This is a genomic window from Xanthomonas sp. NCPPB 2933, from assembly GCF_056725225.1.
Window position 1 is genome coordinate 3,573,763 of the sequence record NZ_CM161518.1, and the last position, 22,541, is coordinate 3,596,303.

A 22,541-nucleotide genomic window follows, 5' to 3' on the forward strand; every position below is an offset into this window, starting at 1 on the left:
ATTGGCCCTTGCCCGCCCACCGTCGCGGGACCTTACGCGGCATGGATGCCGCGTAAGAGCCTACACGGACGTACTTGCGGCGTGTCCCGCGACGGTGGGCGGGCAAGGGCCCTGCAGCCAGGTCTCAGATCAGCCGCACTTAACCAACAAAATCCGTAGCACAAAAAAACAGGCGGCTTTCGCGACCTGTTTTTTTGACATCGCGGTTTCGTCAATCGATTCGCCGCGATCCACTGCGTCAAACTCAACGCATACCCGTGTTGTTACCAGTGCCCTCAGAGCGCAGCGGAATCAAACGGATTTCCACGCGACGGTTCTGTGCGCGACCGGCGTCGGTGTTGTTGTCGGCGATCGGGTAACGCTTGCCGGCACCCATCGTTTCCATGCGCTCGCGCTGCACGCCTTGCGCGGTCAGATACTGCGCAACTGCGCCGGCACGTTCTTCGGACAGACGCTGGTTCACCGCATCGCTGCCGACGCTGTCGGTATGACCGACTACTTCCACCATGGTCTGGTTGTACTCGCGCAACGTAGACGCCACACCATTGAGCGCGGTGTAGAACTGCGGCTTCAACGCCGACTTGCCGAAGTCGAAGGTGATGCCGTCGGGCAGGTTCAAGGTGATGTTGTCGCCCTGGCGCTGCACTTCGATACCGGTGTTGGCGGTACGCTCGCGCAGTGCGCGCTCCTGACGATCCTGGTACTGACCCACGGCCGCGCCACTCAACGCGCCGATACCTGCGCCGACCATCGCGTGCTGACGGCGCTCGGTGGCGCTGTCGCCGGTAAGCAACCCTGCAGCGACACCAATGGCGGTGCCGATCAGCGCATTGCGGCCGGTGCGGTTCTGCTGTTGGGTCTGATCGCCGTACTGGTCGCGCTGCACATACGAGCCGCCGGTGGCGCAAGCGGACAGCGCAATGGCGCTGGCCAGGGCAACGGCCAGACTCTTGGTGGCTGCTGGGGACATGGTGTTCTCCTGTGGCCGGACCATCCGGCACTCAATCGTGTGGGCGAGGATAAACAGACCAACGCGACTGGCACATGATGAAAGCGGCCGCAGATTGCCTGCGACAGGTACTGCATTCAGGAAAACGTTTCCGGCTATCCCCGCGTCTTCGCATACGCCGCCAACGCCGCATCGCGACCTTCGGCCAATCCGATAATTGGCGTGCGCGGGTACTCCGGCGCGAATCGCGCCAACGATAATGGAGACAACCACGGCGCGAAACGCTCCTTCACTGCAAGCTTGCCGAGCTCCGGCACCCAGCGCGTGATGTAGGCTGCCTGCGGATCGAATTTCTCCGCCTGCGTCACCGGATTGAACACGCGAAAATACGGCGCCGCATCCGCGCCGGTACCGGCCACCCATTGCCAGCCCAAGGTGTTGTTGGCCAGGTCCGCATCCACCAGCGTATCCCAGAACCAGCGCGCGCCTTCGATCCAGTGGATGCGCAAATGCTTGCACAACAGACTCGCCACGATCATGCGCACACGGTTGTGCATCCAGCCGGTGTGCCAGAGCTGACGCATGCCGGCATCGACGATCGGAATACCGGTGCGGCCGCGCTGCCAGGCCTGCAACGCGACCGGGTCGACCTTGGCCCAATCGAAGCCTTCGAAGCGCGGATTGAGATTCTGGTTGGTGGTGTCGGGAAAGTGATGCAGCAGGTGATAGGCAAAATCGCGCCAGCCCAACTGGCGGATGTAACCATCGATCTCTGCGCTGTTGCGCGCGTTGCGGTTGGCTTCCAGCGTGCTGGCGATCCGCCATGGCGCGATCTCGCCGAAATGCAGATGCGGCGACAGCTGCGAGGTGCCGACCCGATCGGGCCGATCGCGGTTTTCGCGATAGCCGGACAGCGCGCCGTCGATGAAAATTTCCAGCATCTCGTGCGCACCGGCCTCGCCAGGCTGCCAGTGCTCCCAGAAACCCTGATCCCAGTCCAGCTTCGGCACTAACTCCAGCGTCTCCAGCGTCTCCAGCGCGGCGCCTTTCAACGTCGCAGGCAGCGGCGGCAGGCTGCGTGGCGCAGCAACTGCAGCGGGCAACTGCAGTTGCGTGAGTGCGTTGCGCCAGTACGGAGTGAAGACCTTGTACGGGCCGCCCTGCTGGGTCGACAACTGCCACGGCTCCATCAACAGCGCGGCATTGCAGCTCTGCACTTCGATGCCGCGCTCGCGCAAGCTGCGCTTGATCTGCGCATCGCGCGGCTGGGTGGCCGGTTCGTACTTGCGGTTCCAGTACACCGCCACCGCACCGGTCTGCGCGATCACCTCGTCCAGCACCTGGGCGCTGTCGCCCGCACGGACCACCAGGCCGCTACCGAGTACGCGCAGCGCTGCATCCAGGGCCGCCAGCGAGCGATGCCGCCAACTGCGCGAGGCGGCACCGGGCGTCCACTCGCCTTCTTCGTGCGGTGCATCGATATACAGCGGAATCGGGGCATGCCCGGCCTCCAGCGCAGCGCGCAAGGCCGGGTTGTCCTGAAGGCGCAGATCGCGACGGAACCAGACGATGGCGTAAGACATACGAACTCGGCAGCGACGATAAGGCTGCGCAGCATAAGCCAGCAGGTGCAACGATGGCGCGATGCAGAGGCGAACACTCCTCGCCCGGCTGAGAGTAGCCAACAAACCCTCTCGAACGCTGTAGCGATGGCGGTAACGTGTTGGCCACGATCGCCTTCGTTGACGAGTGAAGTAATGTCGGGAATGGCAGCGACATCGATCGGATCGAAAGGCGCCGATCAGACCGCACCGCATCAACCGGACGCGCAGCATCCACTGCTCGCAACCATGCACACCGACCATCTCCACTGGTCCTTGCCCGCCCACCGTCGCGGGACCTTATGCGGCATGGATGCCGCAGAAGAGCTTACAGGGACGTACTTGCAGCGTGTCCCGCGATGGTGGGCGGGCAAGGACCCTGCAGCAGACCCGCAGATCATCCGCTCTACAACCGACACATCCAAATGGTTCGAGCAGCTCTCAAGGCGCCCGAGAGCTTGAGCTTCAGCGTCGTCTGGATGTTCCCAACCGAGTAGGTCGAGGGTGCGATGCCCTCACCGCTCGCGGGACACGCCGCAAGTACGTCCATGTAGGCTCGGTGGCGGCATCCATGCCGCCACACGGTCCCGCAAGCGGTAAGGGCATCGCACCTGCCAATGTGGTCGTGTACGGATGGGAACCACAACGCTGCTCGCGCCCGCTTAGCGCAGTAGCTTTTTGGCGAACCAAAACAAAACGCTTACTCGAAACTGCCCACCGAATCGTGCGCCAGATTGTCGAAACGGGTGTATTCGCCGAAGAATTTGAGCTTGCATGAGCCGGTCGGACCACCGCGGTGCTTGCCGATGATGATCTCGGCCAGGCCCTTGTCCGGCGAGTTTTCCTTGTTGTAATAATCGTCGCGGTAGATGAACACGATCATGTCGGCGTCCTGCTCGATTGCCCCGGATTCGCGCAAGTCGGCCATCACCGGACGCTTGTCGGTCCGCGTTTCCAGCGAGCGATTGAGCTGCGACAACGCAATCACCGGCACGTTGAGTTCCTTGGCCAGCCCCTTCAGACCACGCGAAATCTCCGAAATTTCGGTCGCGCGGTTTTCGCTGTTGCCAGGCACCGACATCAGCTGCAGATAGTCGATGACGATCAGGCCCAGATCGTGTTCGCGCTTGAGCCGGCGGCACTTGGAGCGCAGCACTTCCGGCGACACGCCCGGCGTGTCGTCGATGAAGATCTTGGTTTCCTTCAACATCTTGATCGCACCGGTCACGCGCGCCCAATCCTCGTCTTCCAGCGCACCGGTACGCAGGCGCTGCGCGTTGATGCGGCCATTGGACGAGATCAAGCGCATCGCCAACTGCGAGGCGGACATTTCCATCGAAAACACCGCAACGCCTTTCTTGGACTTGATCGCGGCGTATTCGGCAATGTTCAGCGCCAGCGTGGTCTTGCCCATCGCCGGACGTGCGGCCAGGATGATCAGATCGGTCGGCTGCAGCCCGGCGGTCATCGCATCGAAATCGGTGTAGCCGGTCGGCAGGCCGGTGATGTTGCCGCCGTTTTCGAAACGATTGCGCAGCTCTTCGAAGGCATCTTTTAACGCGCCCGGCATCGCCACGAAGTCGGTGCGCCCGCGTGCGCCGGCTTCGGCGATCTTGAACACCGCTTTTTCCGCCGACGCCAACAGCTCCACGCTCTCGCGGCCTTCCGGCTGGAAGCCATCGTTGACGATGGTGGTACCGACTTCGATCAACTGCCGCAGCACCGCCTTGTCGCGCACGATTTCGGCATAGGCGGCGATGTTGGCCGCCGACGGCGTGGTGCTGGCCAGCTCGATCAGATACGCGCCATCGGCCACCTGCTCCAGCTTGCCTTGCGATTCGAACCATTCGCCCAGCGTCACCGCATCGAACGGGCGGTCTTTCTCGTTCAACTCGCGAATCGCGCGGTAGATCAGCCGGTGGTCGCGGCGGTAGAAATCGTTGTCGGTGAGCTGGTCGTTGACCCGGTCAAACGCCTCCGGCGCCAGCATCAACCCGCCAAGCACAGCCTGCTCAGCCTCGACCGAATGCGGCGGCACGCGCAGCTGGTCCAGCCGCGGCTCGGGACGATCGTAATCGTCGTCGTCGCGATCGCGATTGCGTTTGGAACGGAAACCAGGACGAGCGGACATGGACAAACAGACCTGACGCTAGGGAGACGAGGGCAGGAAGCATAGTCATCGACGGCGTCGAGGACCATGCACAACTCTGTGGATAACCGGTGCACAGCCGGTGCATCACGTTCTACGCGCCGGCTGTCGCAGCAGCCGCGACCCCTGCCCCACCTGCGTTTTGGCCGCGTGGCCGGGTCCGCCCGGCGCAGTGCGTCAGGCGGACCACATCACCTGCGACTCAGCGCTTGAGCTGCTCGATCAAGCCCAGGAACGTGTCGATAAAGCCCTGCAGAAACGCGCGGCTGTCGGCGTTGGCAATCTGATCGTCGGGACCGAACAAGCCTTCCTTGTACTGCAGGAACACTTCCGGCTGGCCGAGCACATGCATGTTCAGATACGACAACACATTGCGCAGATGCTGCTGCGCGGTCGCCGTACCGATCGCTCCGACCGAGATGCCGACCACCGCCGCCGGCTTGCCGGAAAACGCGCTATCGCCATACGGCCGCGAGCCGGTGTCGATGGCATTCTTGAGCACGCCGGGAATCGAACGATTGTATTCGGGGGTCACGAACAACACCGCGTCGGCGGCACGCACCTGCTGCTTGAAACGGGTGCCCTGAGCCGGGAAATCCGCATCGTTGTCCTGGTTGTACAGCGGGATATCGCCGATCTCCAGATACTCGAACACCGCCTTGTCGCCAGCCAGATGCTCCAGCGCGCGCGCCAACTGGCGGTTGTAGGACGCTGCGCGCAGGCTGCCGACCAGGACGGCGATGGTGATCTTGCTCATGGGGGACGCTCCGTGGAAACAGGGCCCCACCCTATCCAGCGCGACGCTCAGAGCCGGTGAAGTGCCGCCCGGCACCGGGCGATCAACCGCAGATGCACGCACACGGCGGCGTCTCAATCTGCAAGGCGTCAACGCCCCTACCTGGCCTGATGTCCGAGCGGCAGCTTCAAGCGTCAGAAACAACTCGGCAACGGCAGCCCGGTCTCGCACACCGCGCAACGGTTGGTCGCCGCGCGCAAGATCAACACGTTGACCAAGATCAGCGCGTCATCGCCGCCCGCTGCGCGCGCCAGTGCGCCTGCCAGGCCTGGAACATCAGCACCGTCCACAGATGCGTATGCCATTTGCGCTCGCCGCAGTTGAAGTCGCGCCACAGCCCGGCCACGGTGTCGGCAGCGAACACACCCTCGCGCTCCAGCGTGCCGTGCGCCAGCAGATCGTCGGCCCAGCCGTTCAGATCGCCGCGCAGCCACGCGCTGACCGGCGCGCCAAAGCCGCGCTTGCCGCGGTAGACCATCGGGTCGGGCAGATAGCGGCACAGCACGCGCTTGAGCAGGTACTTGCTGACCCCGTCGCGGTACTTCAACGACAGCGGCAGCGACCAGGCGAACTCGGCCACGCGCCAGTCCAGCAACGGCGCGCGCGCTTCCAGGCCCACCGCCATGGTGGTGCGGTCCACCTTGCACAACAGATCGTCGGGCAGATAGGCGGCGAAGTCGGCCAGCATCATCGCGTCGGCCGGTGTGCCGGAGCCATGCAGCGGGTCGGCCAGGCTGTAGAAACTGTCCGGCTCTGTCGCGCCCAGCACCACCGCGGCCGGGTCGCGCCAACGCGAAATGCGATTGCGATAAATATCCCCGATGCCGCGTGCGCCGGCTTCGGCTACCAGCGCGGCCAGGCCACCGGTGCGCGAGGATTCGCCATTGCGACGCGCCGCCACCGCCATCAGCTTTCGCAGCGGCCCTGGCACCAGCCCGTGCATGCGCCAGTTGCGCAGCGCGCGCTGGTAACGCCCGTAGCCGAAGAACAATTCGTCGCCGCCGTCACCGGACAGCGCCACCGTCACCCCGCCACGCGCCAGCCGCGCGACCAGCGCGGTGGGCACCTGCGAGGCATCGGCAAACGGCTCGTCGAACATGTCCGGCAAGCTCGGCACCACCGCCAAGGCGTCGGCACCGCTGACGTAGAGCTCGGTGTGGTCGGTGTGCAGGTGCGTGGCCACTTCGCGCGCCAGCGGCGCTTCGTCGTGATGCGAGCCTTCGAATCCGATGCTGAAGGTGTGCACTGGCTGGCTGCTCTGCGCCTGCATCATCGCGGTGACGATCGACGAATCGGTGCCGCCGGACAGGAATACGCCCACCGGCACATCCGCCACCATGCGCAGCGCCACCGCATCGCGCAGCACCGCATCGAGTTGTTCTTCGGCCTGCGCATCGCTGCCGGTGAACGGCGCAGCCAGGGCGCGCTGCATCGCTTCGCGCGCGTTCCAGAACGGCTGCTGCGCCTGGTCCGGCCGATGTGCCGCCGCGCCGGCCGCCACCGCCTGCGCATCCAGCCGCAGCACCCGGCCTGGCATCAGCTTGAAGGTGCGCTCATGGATGCAGGCCGGCGCCGGGATGTAACCCAGCCGCAGCAGCAAGGTCAGCGCATCGCGATCCACGCCGTTATCGAAATCCGGGTGCTGCCACAACGCCTTGAGCTCGGAACCGAACACCAGCGTGTCGCCGGCCCAGCCGTAGTAGAGCGGCTTCTTGCCGACGCGGTCGCGCGCCAGCGACAGACAGGTATCGCGTTCGTCCCACAGGGCGAGTGCGAACATGCCGTTGCAGCGGGTCAGGGTGTCGTCCAGGCCCCACTCCACCACCGCAGCCAACAGCACTTCGGTATCGGAGTGGCCACGGAAACGATGCCCGAGCGCCGACAAGGCCGCACGCAGCTGCGCGAAGTTGTAGATCTCGCCGTTGTAGGCCAGCACATAACGGCCGTCGGCCGAGCGCATCGGCTGATGGCCGAGCGGCGACAGATCCAGGATGCTCAAGCGTTGATGCGCCAGCGCCACGCCGGCCTGCGCATCGCACCAGGTGCCGGCATCGTCGGGGCCGCGATGACGCAAAGCCGCGCCCATCGGCCGCACCAGGGCATCGAGTTGTTCGCCATGCAGGCGCGGCGACGCCAGCAGCAGTCCTGCCAATCCGCACATCGTCAGCGCTCCTGCAGCTTGCGCATCGCGCGCGCGCCGCTCATGCCGGCACCGAGGCGGATGCAGGCGCCGGCATCGCGATGAAACCGGGCAAGGCCTGCACGCGCTGCAGCCAGGCGCCGATCGCCGGCCAGCGTTCCAGATCGAAGCCGCCGTCTTCGGCGCAATGGGTGTAGGCGAACAGCGCGATATCGGCGATGCCGTACTCGCCACCGGTAAACCAGGCGTGCTGCTGCAGATGCTGTTCCATCACCGCCAGCGCCTGCTCGCCACGTGCGCGCAGCTGCGGCAGTTCGGCCCGGCGCGCCGCATCGCGCGGCGTCCACAGGCTGATGAAACGCGCCACCGCCACATATGGCTCATGGCTGTACTGCTCGAAGAACATCCAGCTCAAGGCCTGCGCGCGCTGCCACGCGTCGGTGGGCAGGTAGGGCGTGCCTTCGGCCAGCCAGAACAGGATCGCATTGGATTCGGTCAGCACACGGCCGTCGTCGCGCTCCACCATCGGCACCTTGCCGTTGGGATTTTTGGCCAGATACTCGGGCGTGCGGGTCTGCCCCGCGGCGCTGTCGACCTCGACCCAGTGATAGCGGCTGCCCAGTTGCTCCAGCAACAGCCGCACCTTGTAGCAGTTGCCGGAACTGGACATGCCATGGACGGTCAACGGGGGACGCACGGTCGACATCAAGCTGGCTCCGCGGCAACAACGAGGGGGCTGGCAGTGTCACAGCCCGGCGCATCTTTGCAAAGCCCTGCCGGATTGCGCAGCACAGCTGCACAACGGTTACCTGGACCGATGCGTCTACTGGCTGGCGCCCCAGCGCTGACGATTACGCAACGCAGACCATGCCGACACGTCCGCAGTGTGACCAGGGCATCCGATTGCCGCATGCCGAAGCCGCAGACGGCTCGGCACACCGCCGCCGACACGATGGGATGCAAGCGCAACGTGTCAGTACATCGCCACCAAGGCTACCGGCACACCCAGCACCGCAATCAGCACGCCCAGCGCCGACAGCGTCAATGCCACTGCGCCGAATGCGCGTGCACGCCCGCAGCCGGCCGCACCCGCCACCGCCTGCACCGCGCACACCGACCACCACAGCACGCCCAGCATCAGCAACAGCGCGCACATCGCCAGCTGCGCCACGCCGGCCGGATCGCTTGCGCCGGTGTGTAGCAACGCCACATTGCCGGCGAGTGCGACCAACGCCGCCAGCAGGCAGACCAGCCACGGCAAGGCGCAGCCCAGCACGGCCGGCAACAACCGCCCGACCTGCGCCACGCACCCCAGCCAGCGCAGCACCTGCCTGAGCAACACGCAGCTCAGCACGGCGATCGCCACCACCGTCACGACACCCAGCGCCTTGGCCCACCACGGCAAGGCATGCAGCCCCATCCAGGCCGACAACAGCGTGGTCAGCGCAAACACGCTCCAGGCGCTCCAGCGCAAACCAGCCTGCTGGGGCATGCGCTGCGCGGTGGCGTACGGATCGAACACCATCCCGCCCAGGCCACCGCTGCGCCACCACACCAGGCACGCCAGCAGCAACACGATCAACACCAGCAGCCCCGCCGCCGGATAGCTCAGCGCACTCCAGTCGGCCTCAGGCCTGCGCCGCTGCGGCTTGAAATCGTGATTGAAGTACAGCAGGTCGCGCGCGCTCTCCATGTCGGCTGCTGCGCGCGCCACGCCATCGGCGGGAATGCGGTCGGTGAACCGCTGCCACTCGCCCACGATGACGATGCGTCCATCGTGCATGGAGACCGTGCGCGAGAACCGGAACCACGGGTTGGCGACAATCTGCTCTTCCGGTTTCACCCGTACCACCGGATCGGTCTGCACCCGTACGGTCTGCCGCGCCCGTTGCGGCCCTCCCAGCGCCAATGGCCGCTTGCGCGCCTGTTTCGGCAAGGCATCCATCCACTCGCCGAGTTGAAACAGCGGGAAGCCGACCTCGTCGCCCTCCTCTGCCGGCCATTCCAGGCGGTAGGTTTCGTGCGTTCGCACATCGAGCGCATCGGCATCGTCGATGCTGGGCACGTCGACCTGGGTCAGCGCGGTGTAGTACTTCTGCATGAACTCCAGATAGTGCTCACCAACCGTTTCTGCGCCATGGTCTTCGAAGCTGGCAGAGACGCGATCGCCGCGGCCTTGGCGATAACGCGTGTCCACGGTAAAGCTCGCCACGCGCTGCGGTTTGCGCAGTGAGATCGCCACCTCCTCGTTCACTTCGATCTGCGGCAGCGTCGGCATCGGCGATGGCACTGCGACCAATCCGCTCTGCCCGGCCAGCACCGGCAACCCGCGCACGAACGGCAAGGGCCGGCGCTGGGCCAGCGCGCCGTCTTCGCGATCGCGCGTGGCATCCACCCAAACCTCGCCCTGCGGCAGATGCGCGCGCACCACCACATGATCGAACGCATAGGGGCTGGGCAGCCGTGCATCCAGCCCATGACCCTGGTCGCTGTTGACCAGCACCGGTTCGGCGCGAATGCCGGCCAGCTGCAGCAGCGCGATCAACAGCGTCGCCTTGTCCTTGCAGTCGCCATAGCGATTGCGCAGCGTCACTTCCGGTGCGTGGGGGGCATGCGAGTTCTCGCCCATGTCCAGGCCGACGTAGCGGATGTCGCCCTGCACGAACGCCACCGCACGCAACAACGCGCCCTGCGGGTCGTCGCTGCGCAGTTGCAGACTGCGCACCATGCTGGCGGCAACCTGCGCATCCTTGAACGCGCGCGGATACAGCTGCGCCGCCCATGCCGCCACCGCTTCCCAATTGCCGGCGGTGGAGAGTTCGATCAAGCCATAGGCATCGACATCGTCCGGCGCGTCTTTTTCTTCCTGCACGGCGGCGATGTTGCGTGCGGCGATCTCCAACGTAGCCACCTCACCGGCGCGGCTGACGTTGCGGCTGAAGCCCGGCGCGCTCACCCGCCACTGCAACGGCATGGCGGTGGGATACCGCACGCGCACGCGGCGCTCGCCCAGCGCCACGCCATAGCGCGCCTCGAACACGTCGTAATAGCCCTTGCCGAACACCGGATTGCTACCGGTGGTGGTCACGGCATAGTCGACCCGGTCGCCGACGCGCAGGTCCGGCAAGGTGATCGACAGCGTCAGCGCGCCATCGATCAAGCCTTGTTCCAGCCCGCTCTCGCGACGCAACCTGGCGTAGTGCGCCCGACTGCGCATGTCGATGCGCTTGCCGTCGCGCCACACATCCAGGCTATTGAGTTCCAGGCGCTGGTACTGCGGTTGGTAATCGATGGAAATCTGCCCGGCTTCGTCCAGGCTTTTTGCACGCTGCACGCTATAGCTGAGCCGGCGATACGCCTGCGGCGCGGCGCCGGTGAGATCGATCTGATCGGACACCAGCTCATAGCGCATGCCGTTGGCGCCAGGCACGTTGCCAGGCACCGCATCGGCCACCACCCAGGCCGGCGGCGGCGCCATGCTGGGCGCCTCGCTGGCCTGCACCGGCGCAACGATCGCGATCACTGCGACCACACACAGCACCCAGAACACGCCGCGCAGGCGTCGCACCACATCCTTGCTGATCAACATCCACTCCTTGTCAGAACGCATTGAGTCCGGTCAGTGCTCGCCCTACCACCAACTGATGCACGGTCTCGGTGCCCTCGTAGGTGATCACCGATTCCAGGTTCAGCGCATGCCGGATCGCCACATGCTCGGTGGTGATGCCGGCCGCGCCCAGCAGATCGCGGCACTCGCGTGCCACGTCCAGCGCCATGCGGCAATTATTCCATTTTGCCAGCGAGATCTGTTCCGGCCGCAGCGTACCGGCTTCTTTCAGGCGCCCCAGCTGTAGCGCCAGCAATTGCGCGGTGGAAATCCGCCGGGCCATGTCGGCCAGTTTGATCTGCGCGCTTTGCGTGGCCGCCAGCGGCCGGCCGAACAGAATGCGCTGCCCGCTGTAAGCCAGCGCCTCGCGCAGGCAGGCCACCGCCGCACCGATCGCCCCCCAGGCGATGCCGTAGCGCGCCTGGTTGAGGCAACCCAGCGGCGCCTTCAAACCGGCCGCGTTCGGCAACCGCATCTGCTCCGGCACGTAGACATTGTCCAGGAACAAACCCGAGGTCACCGACGCGCGCAGGCTCATCTTGTGGGCGATGTCCTGCGCACTAAAACCGGCGCTGCTGGTCTCGACCAGAAAGCCGCACACGCCATCGTCGGTATGTGCCCAGATGATCGCAAGACCAGCGATGCTGCCGTTGGTGATCCACATCTTGGACCCGTTCAAGCGCCAGCCATCGCCCTCGCGTACCGCACGGGTGGTCATCGCCGCCGGGTCCGAGCCGCCCTGTGCTTCGCTCAATCCGAAGCAGCCGATCAAGCGACCGGCGGCCATGTCCGGCAACCAGCGTTGGCGCTGTTCATCGCTGCCGTAGGCGTGGATCGGATACATGCACAGCGACGATTGCACGCTGACGAAACTGCGCAGGCCGCTGTCGCCACGCTCCAGTTCCTGGCAAATCAGCCCGTAGGCCACCGCGCCCAGGCCTGCGCCACCATCGCGCACTGGCAGGCTGGCGCCCAGCAATCCCAGCCCTGCCAGTTCCGGCACCCATTCGCTGGGGAAGCGTCCCGCATCGAAGGCATCGCCGATCGCCGGCAACACCCGTGTGTCGGTGAAGCGGGCCACCGCGTCCCGCACCGCACGCTCCTCATCGGTCAGCAGTGCGCGTACATCGAACAGATCATCAGGGCGCACCGGCATGCTGGCTTCCACCACAGGAGAAGCGGCGATTATCTGCCAGTTGCCGGCCGAACATTGCGCCGACGTGTTCAGCGCACCCGCTTGCATACGCTGGTCGCAGGCAGTACCTGAAAACGAAAAGAGCCGGCAATGCCGGCTCTTTTCTTGCTATCGCAGCGATCCTGGGCGGATGACTGCCAGCGATTTACTGACGCGTGCTGCCCGTCTCCACACGAACGCCCTTGTCACTGGCCGTCGAAGCGGTCTGGGTCACCAGCTGACCGTCGACCACCGGCAGACGATCGCTGGCCGGCTTGTCGTTCATGCGCACGGTCTTCTCGAAACCGTCGTAGCGGTAGGTCACGTCGTAGGCCACCACGTTGTCGGCATCGCCCAGCGAGATGCGCTCGCCCGGCTTGCTGTCCATGCGCATGGTGCCGGTGGTGCCATCGGCGTTGCGGTAGGTCACGTCATAGCCCACCACACGCGAGGACTGCGAGTTGGCGTTTTCGGTATGGCACTGGCGCTCGGTGCGGTCCACCACGCGGCCGCCGACATGGTTGCGGTCCACACGATTGCCGACCATGCCGCCACCGACTGCACCGGCCACCGTGGCCAGCTTGCGGCCATTGCCGCCGCCGACCTGGTTACCCAGCAGGCCGCCGATCACCGCGCCGGCGACGGTGCCGCCGACATTGCCATCACGCTCGGGCAGGCGTTCCTGCACCACCACGTCGCGGCAGACTTCGCGCGGCGAGGAGCTGGTGGTGGTTTCGCGGATGGCGGCGCTGTTGACGACCTGCGCGTACTGCGGCTCGCGCTCGGTGATCGGGGCAACCTTGACCACGTCGGCGTACTCCAGACCACGCGGTGCCGGCTCGCCGTTGGCGACGAAATCGCCGGACGACGGGCGATTGTTCATGAAGGCGGCCGTGGCCACGCCTCCGACCAGCAACGCACCAGCAGCGACCAGTATAGTTGTCGTATTGCTCTTCATGATCCAGCTCCGTGCGGACACGCCGCGTTGTTGACGGCGTGATTCCAGCACGCGAACCCTGAACGAAAACGCCCTCGCTCATGAATGGCGTCGTTAAGTTCAGCTAGCGGTTACTTCATGCACTTCTAACAGCCGGAGCATTCGCATGCGAAATCCCCTGACCTCGCGCGCCTTGGACTGGGCCAGCAAGCTGCGCTACCCCACCTTGTTCAAACTGGCAGCCGCGCTGTTTCTGGTGGACCTGGTGATCCCGGACCCGATCCCGTTCCTGGACGAACTGTTGTTCGGCCTGACCACGCTGCTGCTGGCCAACTGGAAAACGCGCAAGGCGCCGCTGCCCGCCCCAGTCCGCCGCGATTGATGCAGCTGGTCGATAGCCACTGCCATCTGGATGCCGGCGAGTTCGACCACGATCGCGCCGCCGTGATCGCACGCGCGCAGGCCGCCGGTGTCGGGCAGCAGGTGATCCCTGCGATCACCGCCGCCAGTTGGCCGGAACTGCGCACCGTCTGCACCCAGGCACCGGGGCTGTACCCCGCCTATGGGCTGCATCCGATCTTTCTGGATCAGCATCGTCCCGAACATCTGGAGCTGCTCGCCGAGTGGATCGAGCGCGAGCGCCCCTGCGCCATCGGCGAGTGCGGGCTGGATTTCTATCTGGACGGCCTGGACGCGCAGCTGCAGCGCGATTACTTCGAAGGCCAATTGCAGTTGGCCAAGCGCTTCGACCTGCCGCTGATCGTGCATGCGCGCCGCGCCACCGAAGAAGTCATCGCCCGCATCAAGGCGGTGGGCGGCCTGCGCGGGGTGGTGCACAGCTTTGCCGGCAGCCCCGAACAGGCGCAGCAACTGTGGAAGCTGGATTTCATGATCGGCCTGGGCGGCCCGGTGACCTACCCGCGCGCCAACCGCCTGCGCGGCCTAGCCGCAACGATGCCGCTGCAGTACCTGTTACTGGAAACCGATGCGCCGGATCAGCCCGACGCCGGCATCCGCGGCCAACGCAACGAGCCGGCATATCTGCGCACGGTGCTGGCCTGCATCGCGCAGCTACGCGGCGAGCCGGAAGAGCGCATTGCCGCGCAGACCAGCGCCAACGCGCGGCAGTTGTTCGGATTGCCTGACTTGGCATTGCCCGGCTGATGCAGGCGCGCTGCCGAAGCGCGCCATGTACAAACGTTACGAACTTGCAGCCACCTCGGCGGTCGGCGACGCAGCGGCGGCAACCACCTTTGGCTTGAGCAACATCTCCAACGCCTTGCCCACTGCCACAAACGCGAAGGTGCCGGTGATATGCGTGGCGGCGCCCAGCCCTGCCCCGCAATCCAGCTTGAGCGTGGCATCGGCATCCAGTTGCGGGCGAATCCCGCAGACGCTGCCATCGGCCTGCGGATACTTGACGTTCTCCAGCGAGTACACCGCCGGCACGCCGAAGTAACGCTGCGGATTCTTGGGAAAGTTGAACTCGCTGCGCAGCTTCTTGCGGATCAGCGCCAGCATCGCGTCGTGCTCGGTGCGCGAGACATCGCGCACGCGCACCAGCGTGGGATCGGTGCGCCCACCAGCGGCGCCCACCGTGAGCAACGGCAGCTTGCGCCGGCGGCACCAGGCGATGGTTTCCACTTTCACCCGGAAGCTGTCGCAGGCATCGATCACCAGATCGAAGTCATCGCCGAGCAGGCTTTCGATATTGCCCGCGGTGAGAAACGACTCCACCGCATCGGCGGCAATCTCCGGATTGATCGCCACACAGCGCTCGGCCATCGCGCGCGCCTTGTTGCGTCCGTATTGCCCGGCCAATGCCGGCAATTGTCGATTGGTGTTGGACACGCACAGGTCGTCGGCATCGATCAGGCGGATGTGCCCGACGCCGGTACGCGCCAGCGCCTCCACCACCCACGAGCCCACGCCACCCATCCCCACCACGGCCACACGGCAGGCCGACAGCCGCTCCACCGTGCCGACTCCGTACAGCCGGTCGATACCGGCAAAGCGTTCACGCCATTGTGCTTTCATCGGCCTATTTTACGCGCGCCGCTCAACAAGCGCTTGCTTACCCCGCGCCCTCACCGGGCCTTCAATGGAGCCGCCATGTCCGCCACACCCCCTCACCAATCACGTGCGTCCCGCTACGCGTTCATGCTGATCCTGGGCTCGTTGATCGGCCTGGTCTGCAGCGTGATGGTGGCGCGCGCGCTGCAGGCCAGGCGCAACCCGGTGCCGGACAGCTTGATGCAGGTGATGGCCTATCAATTGCGCTCTTTACAAGCCGCTGCCGGCGAGGTCTGCAACCCGACGCAACAGCAGGCACGACTGCAATCGCTACGTCTGCTTGCAGACGAACTGGAACCCGCATTTGCAGACATCGGCGAAGACAGCCGCTTTGGCGAGCATGCGCAGGCGCTGCGTGCCGCGCTGGATCAGGCGCAGCGCGCGCCATTGCACGATTGCGCCGCGATCGCTGCAGTCAAAACACCGCTGTCGGACGCCTGCGACGCCTGCCACCGTGACTTTCGATGAAGAACGCGCTCGGGTTTCGTTAAGCCTGGAGCGATCCAGTTGGCAGACCGTTCACCTGGACCACCACAGGATGACGTCGCCGCGGCCCTGACCGCTTTTCGAACCACCCCGGAGAGATTTCATGAAGACCCGACTGCTCGTCATTGGCCTGGCTGCAACCACCACCCTGGTTGGCTGCGCCACCTCTCAACCTCAGTACGGCAGCTATCGCGGCGACCGCGGTTACGACCAGGGGCAGTCGCAGCAGGCGCGCTGCGTGGATTGCGGCATCGTGACCCGCATCGATGAAGTCGGCCCCACCCGCAGCGCGCCCACCGGCACCGGCGCAGTGCTCGGCGGCATCGTCGGCGCGGTGGCCGGCCGTCAGATCTCCAAGGAGACCGGCGGCAGCAAGGGCAACAAGAACGTCTCGGCCGTGGCCGGTGCCGCCGCTGGCGCGCTGGCAGGCAACGCGATCCAGAACAACGTCACCAGCGACAGCTTCGATGTGCAGGTGCGCATGGACGATGGGCGCGTCATCGTGGTGAACCAGCGCGACCTAGCCGGCGTGCGCGAAAACGCCTATGTGCGCGTGGTCAACGGCAAGGTCGTGCTGCGCTGATCGACTTACCCGCTGAGTGACATGACAGAAAGGCCCGGCAACGGGCCTTTCTGCTGTTTGCGTGGTGGCTCGAAGTGCTGCGCTGCACTCAGACCACCTGTACCGCATCGGCCTGTAGGCCTTTCTGCCCTTGCACGACGGTGAAGCTGACCTTCTGACCTTCCTTGAGACTCTTGAAACCCTGGATCTGGATCGCACGGAAATGGACGAACACGTCCTCGCCGTTTTCGCGACTGATGAATCCAAAACCCTTGGCATCGTTGAACCACTTCACGACACCATTCTCGCGTTCGATGTTGGACATCTCGACTGACTCCCTACGACACTGTGGTGGACTGGCGGTGGTCGCTGTGATTGCAAGGAGGAGCCGAGGTACAAGGATGTAGCGGATCGGACGATCTGCCGCATCAGGCCACGATTCACGGTGACCGTTGCAAACAGCAGCGCTGGCAACTTAACCCGCACAAAACGATTTTTCAAGAACCCCTTGCGCATTTTTGTCAAGCCTGAAATAGGATATTTCTAAACCATATGGACACCACCGTCGTTTATTACATCCTGGCCGGCGTGCTGGTGCTGATCGGCCTGGCCGGAGTCATCCTGCCGGCGCTACCGGGCCTGCCATTGGTGTTCGTGGGGTTGCTGGTGGCCGCCTGGGCCGATGGCTTCACCCACGTCGGCTGGGTCGCGCTGGTGATCCTGGGCCTGATCACCGCGCTGTCGTTCGCGATCGACTTTCTGGCCACCGTGTACGGCGCAAAGCGCGTCGGCGCCAGCAAGATGGCGTTATGGGGATCGGTGATCGGCTCCGTCGTCGGCATCTTCTTCATGCCGATCGGCTTATTTATCGGCCCGTTTGCGGGCGCTTGGATCGGCGAGTACTGGCAGACCCGCAAATCCGACCAGGCCACCAAGGTCGGCATCGGCACCTGGATCGGCATCATGCTGGGCACCGCGAGCAAGCTGGCGCTGGGCCTGTGCATGCTTGGTGTGTTTGCGATCGCCTGGTTTTTCTAGTCTCTCCAGCGACCACTGGCGTTGGTGGCGCCAGACGGCTGTTTCGGTGTTGGCAGCGCGGGCAGGCATTGACCTGTCGCTGCCCCGCCGACGTAGCCGCCTGATCGAATGTTATGCCGCCGTGTACACACCGCGTATGCAGGCGCGACCGTTAAGCTACAAACCTCTGCGCCTGCCTGGCGCCTTCATTCGGCCAGACTGCCCATGTCAAAGCACCGCACCCGTCCCTTGATGCTGATTGCGCTGGCGGCCGCGCCGCTGGCGCACGCGCAGGAAATCGCCGCAACCCCCGCCTCGCCGCAGGCCTGCACCTCCGTCACCTCGGATGCGGCGCGGCTGGCGTGCTACGACCAGGCGCTGGGCTACACCCCGCAGCTGACCGCAGAAGCCGACGCCGCCGCGCAACTGGCCAAGCAGAAAGAGGCCAAGCCACAGGACGAACGCGCCATCAGCCGCGTCGGCGATTTCTTCCGCGCCGATGGACAGGACCAACCCAAGGCCGAGGTGGTCGCCAATGCCGGCCGTGGCTCGCTGCTGGATCGCCGCTGGGAGCTGGCGAAGGATTCCAAGCTGGGCACGTTCCAGCTGCGCGGCTACAAGCCGGTGTATCTGTTGCCGGCGTTCTGGACCAGCGACTCCAACCGCACCCCGCAGTCGCCCAACCCGGCCAACTCGGTGTCCACCCCGCAGCAACTGGACAGTGCCGAGCTGAAGTTCCAGCTCAGCTTCAAGACCAAGGTGGTCGAGGATCTGTTCGGCGACAACGGCGATATCTGGATGGGCTACACCCAGAGCTCGCGTTGGCAGGCTTACAACACCGATGCCTCGCGCCCGTTCCGCGAAACCAACTACGAGCCGGAGGCGATGTTGGTGTTCCGCAACAACTACAGCCTGTTCGGCTGGAAGGGCCGCATGAGCGGCATCAGCATCAATCACATGTCCAACGGCCGCGAGGACCCGCTGTCGCGTTCCTGGAACCGGGTGATCCTCAACATCGGTCTGGATCGCGAGAACTGGGCACTGACGCTGCGTCCGTGGTTCCGCATCAAGGAAGATCGCGCCGACGACAACAATCCCGATATCGAGGATTACATGGGCCGCGGCGATGCCACCCTGGTCTACAACAAGGATGGCCACGAGTTCGCGTTGATCGCACGACATTCGCTGCGTGGTGGCGATCGTTCGCACGGTTCGGTGCAGCTGGACTACGGCTTCCCGATCACCAACCTGTTGCGCGGCCACGTGCAGGTGTTCGACGGCTACGGCGAAAGCCTGATCGACTACAACCACAAGGCGACCTATATCGGCCTGGGTGTGTCGTTGTTGGAGTGGTTCTAACCGCGTGCCGTTTCACTGGCCGGCGCATTGCCGGCCAGTCCTAGCGCCGAGGTTTGATCGGAGCTGGCGTGCCCGTCGCAAAACGCTTGCGGCCGAGCACGCGTACTGGGAGCATGGATGCACGCACTCCGTGCACGGCCAACCAGGCCGCCCCGTCGACAGGACGTCCCATGGCCCGCCCGCACCGCTCCTTCTTCGCCCATGCCTCTGCGCTGCTGGGCGTGCTCAGTCTGATGGGTGTGGTGTGTTTCCACTTTCCTGATCTGTTGACCAGCCGCGAGTTCCGCGCCGCCTATAACGAGCAGTTCGCACGCCATCTCCTGCTGGTCGGGCTGGTTGCCGCGTTCCTGCTGGGTACCTTCGCCATTCTGCGCGACCGCAACAAGCGCATTGCGATGGTTGGTGTGGGCAGCGCAACGTTGGCGGTGTTGTTCGGTGGCACCAACGTGCAGTTCGATACGATCGGGCGCACGCCCTATTCGCTTGGCCTGGACTGGTTTGTGATTTCGCTGTTCTTCTCGGCGCTGGTGTTCGTGCCGCTGGAACGCTATCTGGGCAAGCGCCGCATTTCGCCGCTACGTCCGGGCTGGCGCACCGATATCGGCTACTTTTTCATGAGCCATGTGCTGGTGCAGTTCATCCTGATTCTGGTCACCGCCTCCACGTCGAGTATCGCCGGGCTGGCCGCGTTTCCATCGCTGAAAGCGGCAATCCAGTCCCTGCCGGTGTGGGGACAGTTTCTGATCGCAGTCTTCGTTGCCGACATGGCGCAGGCATCGCTGCATCGGGCGTATCACAACATTCCGTGGCTGTGGCGCTTCCACGCGGTGCATCACTCCAGCCGCGAGATGGACTGGCTGGCCGGATCGCGCATCCATTTTGTGGAAATCGTGCTGACCCGCAGTGCGGTGCTGCTGCCGCTGTTGATTCTCGGTTTTTCGACCCCGGCGGTGAATGCGTACGTGATTCTGGTCGGCCTGCAGGCGGTGCTCGCACATTCCAACCTCGGTCTGCGTTTTGGCTGGCTGGAATATGTGCTGGTCTTGCCGCGTTATCACCATTGGCATCATGCGCGCCAGCAGGACTATATCGACGTCAACTACGCCATCCATCTGCCCTTGGTGGACATGTTGATGGGTACGTTTAAACTGCCGCCGAGTCGCGATGCGTGGCCGCAGGAATATGGCGTCATGAAACTGGAAACGGTGCCCAAGGGGCTGATGCGCCAGCACCTGATGCCATTCCGTCGGCGCAAGACGTTCGACGATTATGTGGACTAAAACTCGAGATACGGTTTGCGTTGGAGTGTTTGCCCAGCACAGATAATCCCGTGCAGAACGGCTGATCTGCCACTTGGCTGCAGGGCCCTTGCCCGCCCACCATCGCGGGACACGCCGCAAGTACGTCCGTGTAGGCTCTTACGCGGCATCCATGCCGCGTAAGGTCCCGCGACAGTGGGCGGGCAAGGACCAGTCGGGATGGTCGGTGTGCATGGTTGCTAGCAGTGCATGCAGCGCGGTCTTCCGATGAGCTGCAGTTTGGTCAGCGCCTGTCGATCTGATCGATGTTGTGGCCATTCCAGACATCACGCAATTCGGTCAACGAACGCGACACGTTGCCTCCATCGATACAGTGTGCGGGAGGTTGTGTCAGAGCTGACGACCGCGCTGCACCGCACATATGAAAACAGCGCAGGAGATCATCCTGCGCTGTCATTGCCCGAACCACTGCAGTAACCATCAGACGTCGAAGAAATCCACCTTGCCGTCTTTCAGGGTGTAATACGCGCCGACCACGCGGACATTGCCTGCGCGCAGCGGTTCCAGCAGTGCCGGCTCGGAGGCGGCACGCAGGCGGTCGACGGTGCGCTTGACGTTGGCCTTGACCGAGTCGGCCAGCAGATCAACGCCGCCCTTGCTCTTGGCAGTCAGCACGGCGGGGACGATCGGTTCGATCATCGAGCCGATCGCGCCGGGGAAGAACGCGCCCTGCTCCACCACCGACACCGCGGCGGCAACCGCGCCGCAACTCTCGTGGCCCATCACCACCACCAGTGGCACGCCGAGCTGACTCACCGCATATTCGATCGAACCCAATGCAGTGGTATCGACGGTGTTGCCGGCGTTGCGCACGATGAACATCTCGCCAAGGCCGCGACCGAACAGCAGTTCCGGCGGCACGCGCGAATCCGAGCACGACACCAGGATCACGAACGGGGTCTGGCCCAACGCCAGTTCCAGCCGGCGCTTGCCGTCGGAAATCACCTTCCTGGGACGGTTCTCGACAAACGCAGCGTTGCCGTCACGCAGGGTCTGCAACGCCTGCTCGGCGTTTAGATCGGTTTTCTTCGACGGCGCGGCGCGCACAGCGAATGGCAGTGACGCGGCGGCGGCGGCGACCGGCGCGCAACAGGCGCATTGCAGCAATTTTCGACGGGATGCGGAATGCGACATGGACGAGCCCCTGCTCTCTGGTTGGTGTCGCGATCGTACTACGCGGCAAGCGCAGCGGAACGCTTTGAAGCGCGCTGATGGACGCCGCACAACGCCTGCTGCGGCTGGAGATTCAGGTCCAGTCCGTTAGACCCTCGCGGCGATAGGTTTCCTGAAACGCCGGCCGGGCTTTCATTCGCTGCGCATGCGCGTGCAGCGCCGGCCAGGTATCGCTGGGCCGGGGCATATTGCGCGACCAGCGCATCATCATGGTCAGCATGAAATCGGCTGCCGACAGCGTCTGTCCCAGCAGATACGGACCATTAGCTTGCAGGTGCGCATCGACCTGAGTCCAGGCCGCTTCGAGTTTTTGCCGTGCCTGCGCCTGCGCCGCATCGCTGTGCGCGGCACCGGCCGGCTCGCTCGGGTAGAACCAGGCGCGATACGCCGGCTGCAAGGTGTTGGCGCAGAAGAACATCCACCTGTAGTAGTCCGCACGCGCAGGCGTGCCGACCGGCGGTGCCAGCCCGGCCTGCGGATACAGGTCGGCCAGATGCAGCACGATTGCTGCTGCCTCGGTCAACACCTGGCCCTCCAGCACCAGCGTCGGCACCACGCCGGCCGGATTGAGTGCCAGGTATTCAGGCGATTTCTGCTCGGCGCGATCGAAATCCAGCGGATGCAGCACGTGCGGCACATCCAGTTCGATCAGCAGCCAATGCACGACCAGGGCGGCGGTGCTGGGGGAGTGATAAAGCGTTGTGGTCATACGGATTCCTGAAGTCAGTTGGTGCAGGCGCGCAGGCAGGCGAGCTTGCGTGGTTCACAGCGATTGTCGTCACTCTGTTGACTGCAATCGAAGACCTGCGCGAGGCAGTTGGCCCGCTGTGCCGGATTCTGCACGTCATCGCAGCGTTTTCCGCGCGGCGCCACCGAGGCGCTGCAACTGCTCTCGCTGGGCCGATCGGCGCGGCATTGCCTGGCACTCTGGTTGCACTGCGCGATGCAACGGTCCGACGCTGCGGGCCCGCTGAATCGTGTGGAGGGCTCGCTTGGCCTGAGTGGCTTTTTTTCTTCAAACGGCACCGGCGCGGCTGGTCTCGGTGCGTAGTTGCCGGAAGGAAACAGCACCGTCGGTGCTGTCTTCTGCTGTGCTGCCACACCCTGGCTGAGGCAGACCAACAACGCGATGCAGATGAGTCGGAGCATTCCTGTTCTCCTGTGACCGTCAGTACGCCGAGCATATCGGGTTGTCGTTC

General features: G+C 64.6%; 21 protein-coding genes. 7 read left to right on the forward strand and 14 right to left on the reverse strand.

Annotation, left to right across the window (positions count from 1 at the left end; translation table 11 throughout):
* Positions 1 to 244 precede the first annotated feature (244 nt).
* The 9 genes from AC1PLU_RS14660 to AC1PLU_RS14700 all read right to left on the reverse strand — a co-directional run bounded on the left by AC1PLU_RS14660 (position 245) and on the right by AC1PLU_RS14700 (position 13,374).
* The gene (locus AC1PLU_RS14660; RefSeq protein ID WP_023903499.1) at positions 245 to 970 is read right to left on the reverse strand and encodes a YiaD family glycine zipper/OmpA-like lipoprotein; all 726 of its coding nucleotides are present in this window, start codon (positions 968 to 970) and stop codon (positions 245 to 247) included.
* A gap of 134 nt (positions 971 to 1,104) precedes the next feature.
* Positions 1,105 to 2,532, reverse strand: coding sequence for a cryptochrome/photolyase family protein (locus AC1PLU_RS14665; protein ID WP_481106599.1), 1,428 nt, complete (start codon positions 2,530 to 2,532; stop codon positions 1,105 to 1,107).
* Positions 2,533 to 3,250: 718 nt separating this feature from the next.
* Positions 3,251 to 4,681 carry a replicative DNA helicase gene (locus tag AC1PLU_RS14670; protein WP_006451927.1) on the reverse strand — a complete coding sequence of 477 codons (1,431 nt, stop codon included), beginning with the start codon at positions 4,679 to 4,681 and terminating at the stop codon, positions 3,251 to 3,253.
* Positions 4,682 to 4,901: 220 nt separating this feature from the next.
* Positions 4,902 to 5,456: an NADPH-dependent FMN reductase gene (locus AC1PLU_RS14675; protein ID WP_168959965.1), complete on the reverse strand. Its 555-nt coding sequence runs from the start codon at positions 5,454 to 5,456 to the stop codon at positions 4,902 to 4,904.
* 259 nt (positions 5,457 to 5,715) lie between these two features.
* Positions 5,716 to 7,656 carry an asparagine synthase (glutamine-hydrolyzing) gene (gene asnB / locus AC1PLU_RS14680; protein WP_481106600.1) on the reverse strand — a complete coding sequence of 647 codons (1,941 nt, stop codon included), beginning with the start codon at positions 7,654 to 7,656 and terminating at the stop codon, positions 5,716 to 5,718.
* Between the two features lie 40 nt (positions 7,657 to 7,696).
* Entirely contained in the window at positions 7,697 to 8,341 is a 645-nt protein-coding gene (locus AC1PLU_RS14685) for a glutathione S-transferase family protein (RefSeq protein ID WP_481106601.1), read from the reverse strand.
* Between the two features lie 267 nt (positions 8,342 to 8,608).
* Complete coding sequence (locus AC1PLU_RS14690; protein ID WP_481108527.1) at positions 8,609 to 11,113, reverse strand: DUF3857 domain-containing transglutaminase family protein; 2,505 nt, start codon at positions 11,111 to 11,113, stop codon at positions 8,609 to 8,611.
* A 121-nt stretch (positions 11,114 to 11,234) separates the two neighbouring features.
* Positions 11,235 to 12,410 carry an acyl-CoA dehydrogenase family protein gene (locus AC1PLU_RS14695; RefSeq protein WP_481108528.1) on the reverse strand — a complete coding sequence of 392 codons (1,176 nt, stop codon included), beginning with the start codon at positions 12,408 to 12,410 and terminating at the stop codon, positions 11,235 to 11,237.
* A gap of 172 nt (positions 12,411 to 12,582) precedes the next feature.
* Positions 12,583 to 13,374: a glycine zipper 2TM domain-containing protein gene (locus AC1PLU_RS14700; protein ID WP_168959969.1), complete on the reverse strand. Its 792-nt coding sequence runs from the start codon at positions 13,372 to 13,374 to the stop codon at positions 12,583 to 12,585.
* A gap of 145 nt (positions 13,375 to 13,519) precedes the next feature.
* Between AC1PLU_RS14700 and AC1PLU_RS14705 the strand changes: the two genes are divergently transcribed.
* Positions 13,520 to 13,735, forward strand: coding sequence for a DUF6116 family protein (locus tag AC1PLU_RS14705; RefSeq protein WP_006451920.1), 216 nt, complete (start codon positions 13,520 to 13,522; stop codon positions 13,733 to 13,735).
* Positions 13,735 to 14,517 (forward strand): TatD family hydrolase, encoded by a 783-nt coding sequence (locus AC1PLU_RS14710; protein WP_481106602.1) that lies wholly within the window; start codon positions 13,735 to 13,737, stop codon positions 14,515 to 14,517. The genes AC1PLU_RS14705 and AC1PLU_RS14710 overlap by 1 nt, the downstream gene beginning before the upstream one ends.
* Before the next feature lie 36 nt (positions 14,518 to 14,553).
* Here the strand turns inward: AC1PLU_RS14710 and AC1PLU_RS14715 are convergent, their stop codons facing one another.
* A complete protein-coding gene (locus AC1PLU_RS14715; protein WP_481106603.1) occupies positions 14,554 to 15,390 on the reverse strand; it encodes a tRNA threonylcarbamoyladenosine dehydratase in 837 nt (278 codons plus the stop codon).
* Between the two features lie 75 nt (positions 15,391 to 15,465).
* On the opposite strand from AC1PLU_RS14715, the gene AC1PLU_RS14720 reads away from it, so the two are divergent.
* Both AC1PLU_RS14720 and AC1PLU_RS14725 read left to right on the forward strand, forming a co-directional pair.
* Complete coding sequence (locus AC1PLU_RS14720; protein WP_481106604.1) at positions 15,466 to 15,894, forward strand: hypothetical protein; 429 nt, start codon at positions 15,466 to 15,468, stop codon at positions 15,892 to 15,894.
* Between the two features lie 121 nt (positions 15,895 to 16,015).
* Positions 16,016 to 16,495 carry an outer membrane lipoprotein gene (locus AC1PLU_RS14725; protein WP_180315864.1) on the forward strand — a complete coding sequence of 160 codons (480 nt, stop codon included), beginning with the start codon at positions 16,016 to 16,018 and terminating at the stop codon, positions 16,493 to 16,495.
* A gap of 88 nt (positions 16,496 to 16,583) precedes the next feature.
* Here the strand turns inward: AC1PLU_RS14725 and AC1PLU_RS14730 are convergent, their stop codons facing one another.
* Positions 16,584 to 16,799: a cold-shock protein gene (locus AC1PLU_RS14730; RefSeq protein ID WP_003483561.1), complete on the reverse strand. Its 216-nt coding sequence runs from the start codon at positions 16,797 to 16,799 to the stop codon at positions 16,584 to 16,586.
* A gap of 227 nt (positions 16,800 to 17,026) precedes the next feature.
* Here AC1PLU_RS14730 and AC1PLU_RS14735 point away from each other — a divergent pair, with 227 nt between their 5' ends.
* From AC1PLU_RS14735 to AC1PLU_RS14745, 3 genes are all read left to right on the forward strand, one after another.
* The gene (locus AC1PLU_RS14735; protein ID WP_481106605.1) at positions 17,027 to 17,512 is read left to right on the forward strand and encodes a DUF456 domain-containing protein; all 486 of its coding nucleotides are present in this window, start codon (positions 17,027 to 17,029) and stop codon (positions 17,510 to 17,512) included.
* Positions 17,513 to 17,716: 204 nt separating this feature from the next.
* Entirely contained in the window at positions 17,717 to 18,850 is a 1,134-nt protein-coding gene (locus tag AC1PLU_RS14740) for a phospholipase A (RefSeq protein ID WP_481106606.1), read from the forward strand.
* A 170-nt stretch (positions 18,851 to 19,020) separates the two neighbouring features.
* The gene (locus AC1PLU_RS14745; RefSeq protein ID WP_115036566.1) at positions 19,021 to 20,130 is read left to right on the forward strand and encodes a sterol desaturase family protein; all 1,110 of its coding nucleotides are present in this window, start codon (positions 19,021 to 19,023) and stop codon (positions 20,128 to 20,130) included.
* Positions 20,131 to 20,589: 459 nt separating this feature from the next.
* On the opposite strand, the gene AC1PLU_RS14750 is transcribed toward AC1PLU_RS14745, so the two are convergent.
* The 3 genes from AC1PLU_RS14750 to AC1PLU_RS14760 all read right to left on the reverse strand — a co-directional run bounded on the left by AC1PLU_RS14750 (position 20,590) and on the right by AC1PLU_RS14760 (position 22,491).
* Positions 20,590 to 21,228: a carbonic anhydrase gene (locus tag AC1PLU_RS14750; protein WP_481108529.1), complete on the reverse strand. Its 639-nt coding sequence runs from the start codon at positions 21,226 to 21,228 to the stop codon at positions 20,590 to 20,592.
* Between the two features lie 187 nt (positions 21,229 to 21,415).
* Entirely contained in the window at positions 21,416 to 22,051 is a 636-nt protein-coding gene (locus AC1PLU_RS14755) for a glutathione S-transferase family protein (RefSeq protein WP_023903479.1), read from the reverse strand.
* A 14-nt stretch (positions 22,052 to 22,065) separates the two neighbouring features.
* Entirely contained in the window at positions 22,066 to 22,491 is a 426-nt protein-coding gene (locus tag AC1PLU_RS14760) for a hypothetical protein (protein ID WP_317062893.1), read from the reverse strand.
* Positions 22,492 to 22,541 lie beyond the last annotated feature (50 nt).

Coding starts and splice junctions, on each gene's coding strand:
- AC1PLU_RS14660 (WP_023903499.1), bottom strand. CDS start 970: ATGTCCCCAGCAGCCACCAAGAGTCTGGCCGTTGCCCTGGCCAGCGCC.
- AC1PLU_RS14665 (WP_481106599.1), bottom strand. CDS start 2,532: ATGTCTTACGCCATCGTCTGGTTCCGTCGCGATCTGCGCCTTCAGGAC.
- AC1PLU_RS14670 (WP_006451927.1), bottom strand. CDS start 4,681: ATGTCCGCTCGTCCTGGTTTCCGTTCCAAACGCAATCGCGATCGCGAC.
- AC1PLU_RS14675 (WP_168959965.1), bottom strand. CDS start 5,456: ATGAGCAAGATCACCATCGCCGTCCTGGTCGGCAGCCTGCGCGCAGCG.
- asnB (WP_481106600.1), bottom strand. CDS start 7,656: ATGTGCGGATTGGCAGGACTGCTGCTGGCGTCGCCGCGCCTGCATGGC.
- AC1PLU_RS14685 (WP_481106601.1), bottom strand. CDS start 8,341: ATGTCGACCGTGCGTCCCCCGTTGACCGTCCATGGCATGTCCAGTTCC.
- AC1PLU_RS14690 (WP_481108527.1), bottom strand. CDS start 11,113: ATGGCGCCGCCGCCGGCCTGGGTGGTGGCCGATGCGGTGCCTGGCAAC.
- AC1PLU_RS14700 (WP_168959969.1), bottom strand. CDS start 13,374: ATGAAGAGCAATACGACAACTATACTGGTCGCTGCTGGTGCGTTGCTG.
- AC1PLU_RS14705 (WP_006451920.1), top strand. CDS start 13,520: ATGCGAAATCCCCTGACCTCGCGCGCCTTGGACTGGGCCAGCAAGCTG.
- AC1PLU_RS14710 (WP_481106602.1), top strand. CDS start 13,735: ATGCAGCTGGTCGATAGCCACTGCCATCTGGATGCCGGCGAGTTCGAC.
- AC1PLU_RS14715 (WP_481106603.1), bottom strand. CDS start 15,390: ATGAAAGCACAATGGCGTGAACGCTTTGCCGGTATCGACCGGCTGTAC.
- AC1PLU_RS14720 (WP_481106604.1), top strand. CDS start 15,466: ATGTCCGCCACACCCCCTCACCAATCACGTGCGTCCCGCTACGCGTTC.
- AC1PLU_RS14725 (WP_180315864.1), top strand. CDS start 16,016: ATGAAGACCCGACTGCTCGTCATTGGCCTGGCTGCAACCACCACCCTG.
- AC1PLU_RS14730 (WP_003483561.1), bottom strand. CDS start 16,799: ATGTCCAACATCGAACGCGAGAATGGTGTCGTGAAGTGGTTCAACGAT.
- AC1PLU_RS14735 (WP_481106605.1), top strand. CDS start 17,027: ATGGACACCACCGTCGTTTATTACATCCTGGCCGGCGTGCTGGTGCTG.
- AC1PLU_RS14740 (WP_481106606.1), top strand. CDS start 17,717: ATGTCAAAGCACCGCACCCGTCCCTTGATGCTGATTGCGCTGGCGGCC.
- AC1PLU_RS14745 (WP_115036566.1), top strand. CDS start 19,021: ATGGCCCGCCCGCACCGCTCCTTCTTCGCCCATGCCTCTGCGCTGCTG.
- AC1PLU_RS14755 (WP_023903479.1), bottom strand. CDS start 22,051: ATGACCACAACGCTTTATCACTCCCCCAGCACCGCCGCCCTGGTCGTG.
- AC1PLU_RS14760 (WP_317062893.1), bottom strand. CDS start 22,491: ATGCTCCGACTCATCTGCATCGCGTTGTTGGTCTGCCTCAGCCAGGGT.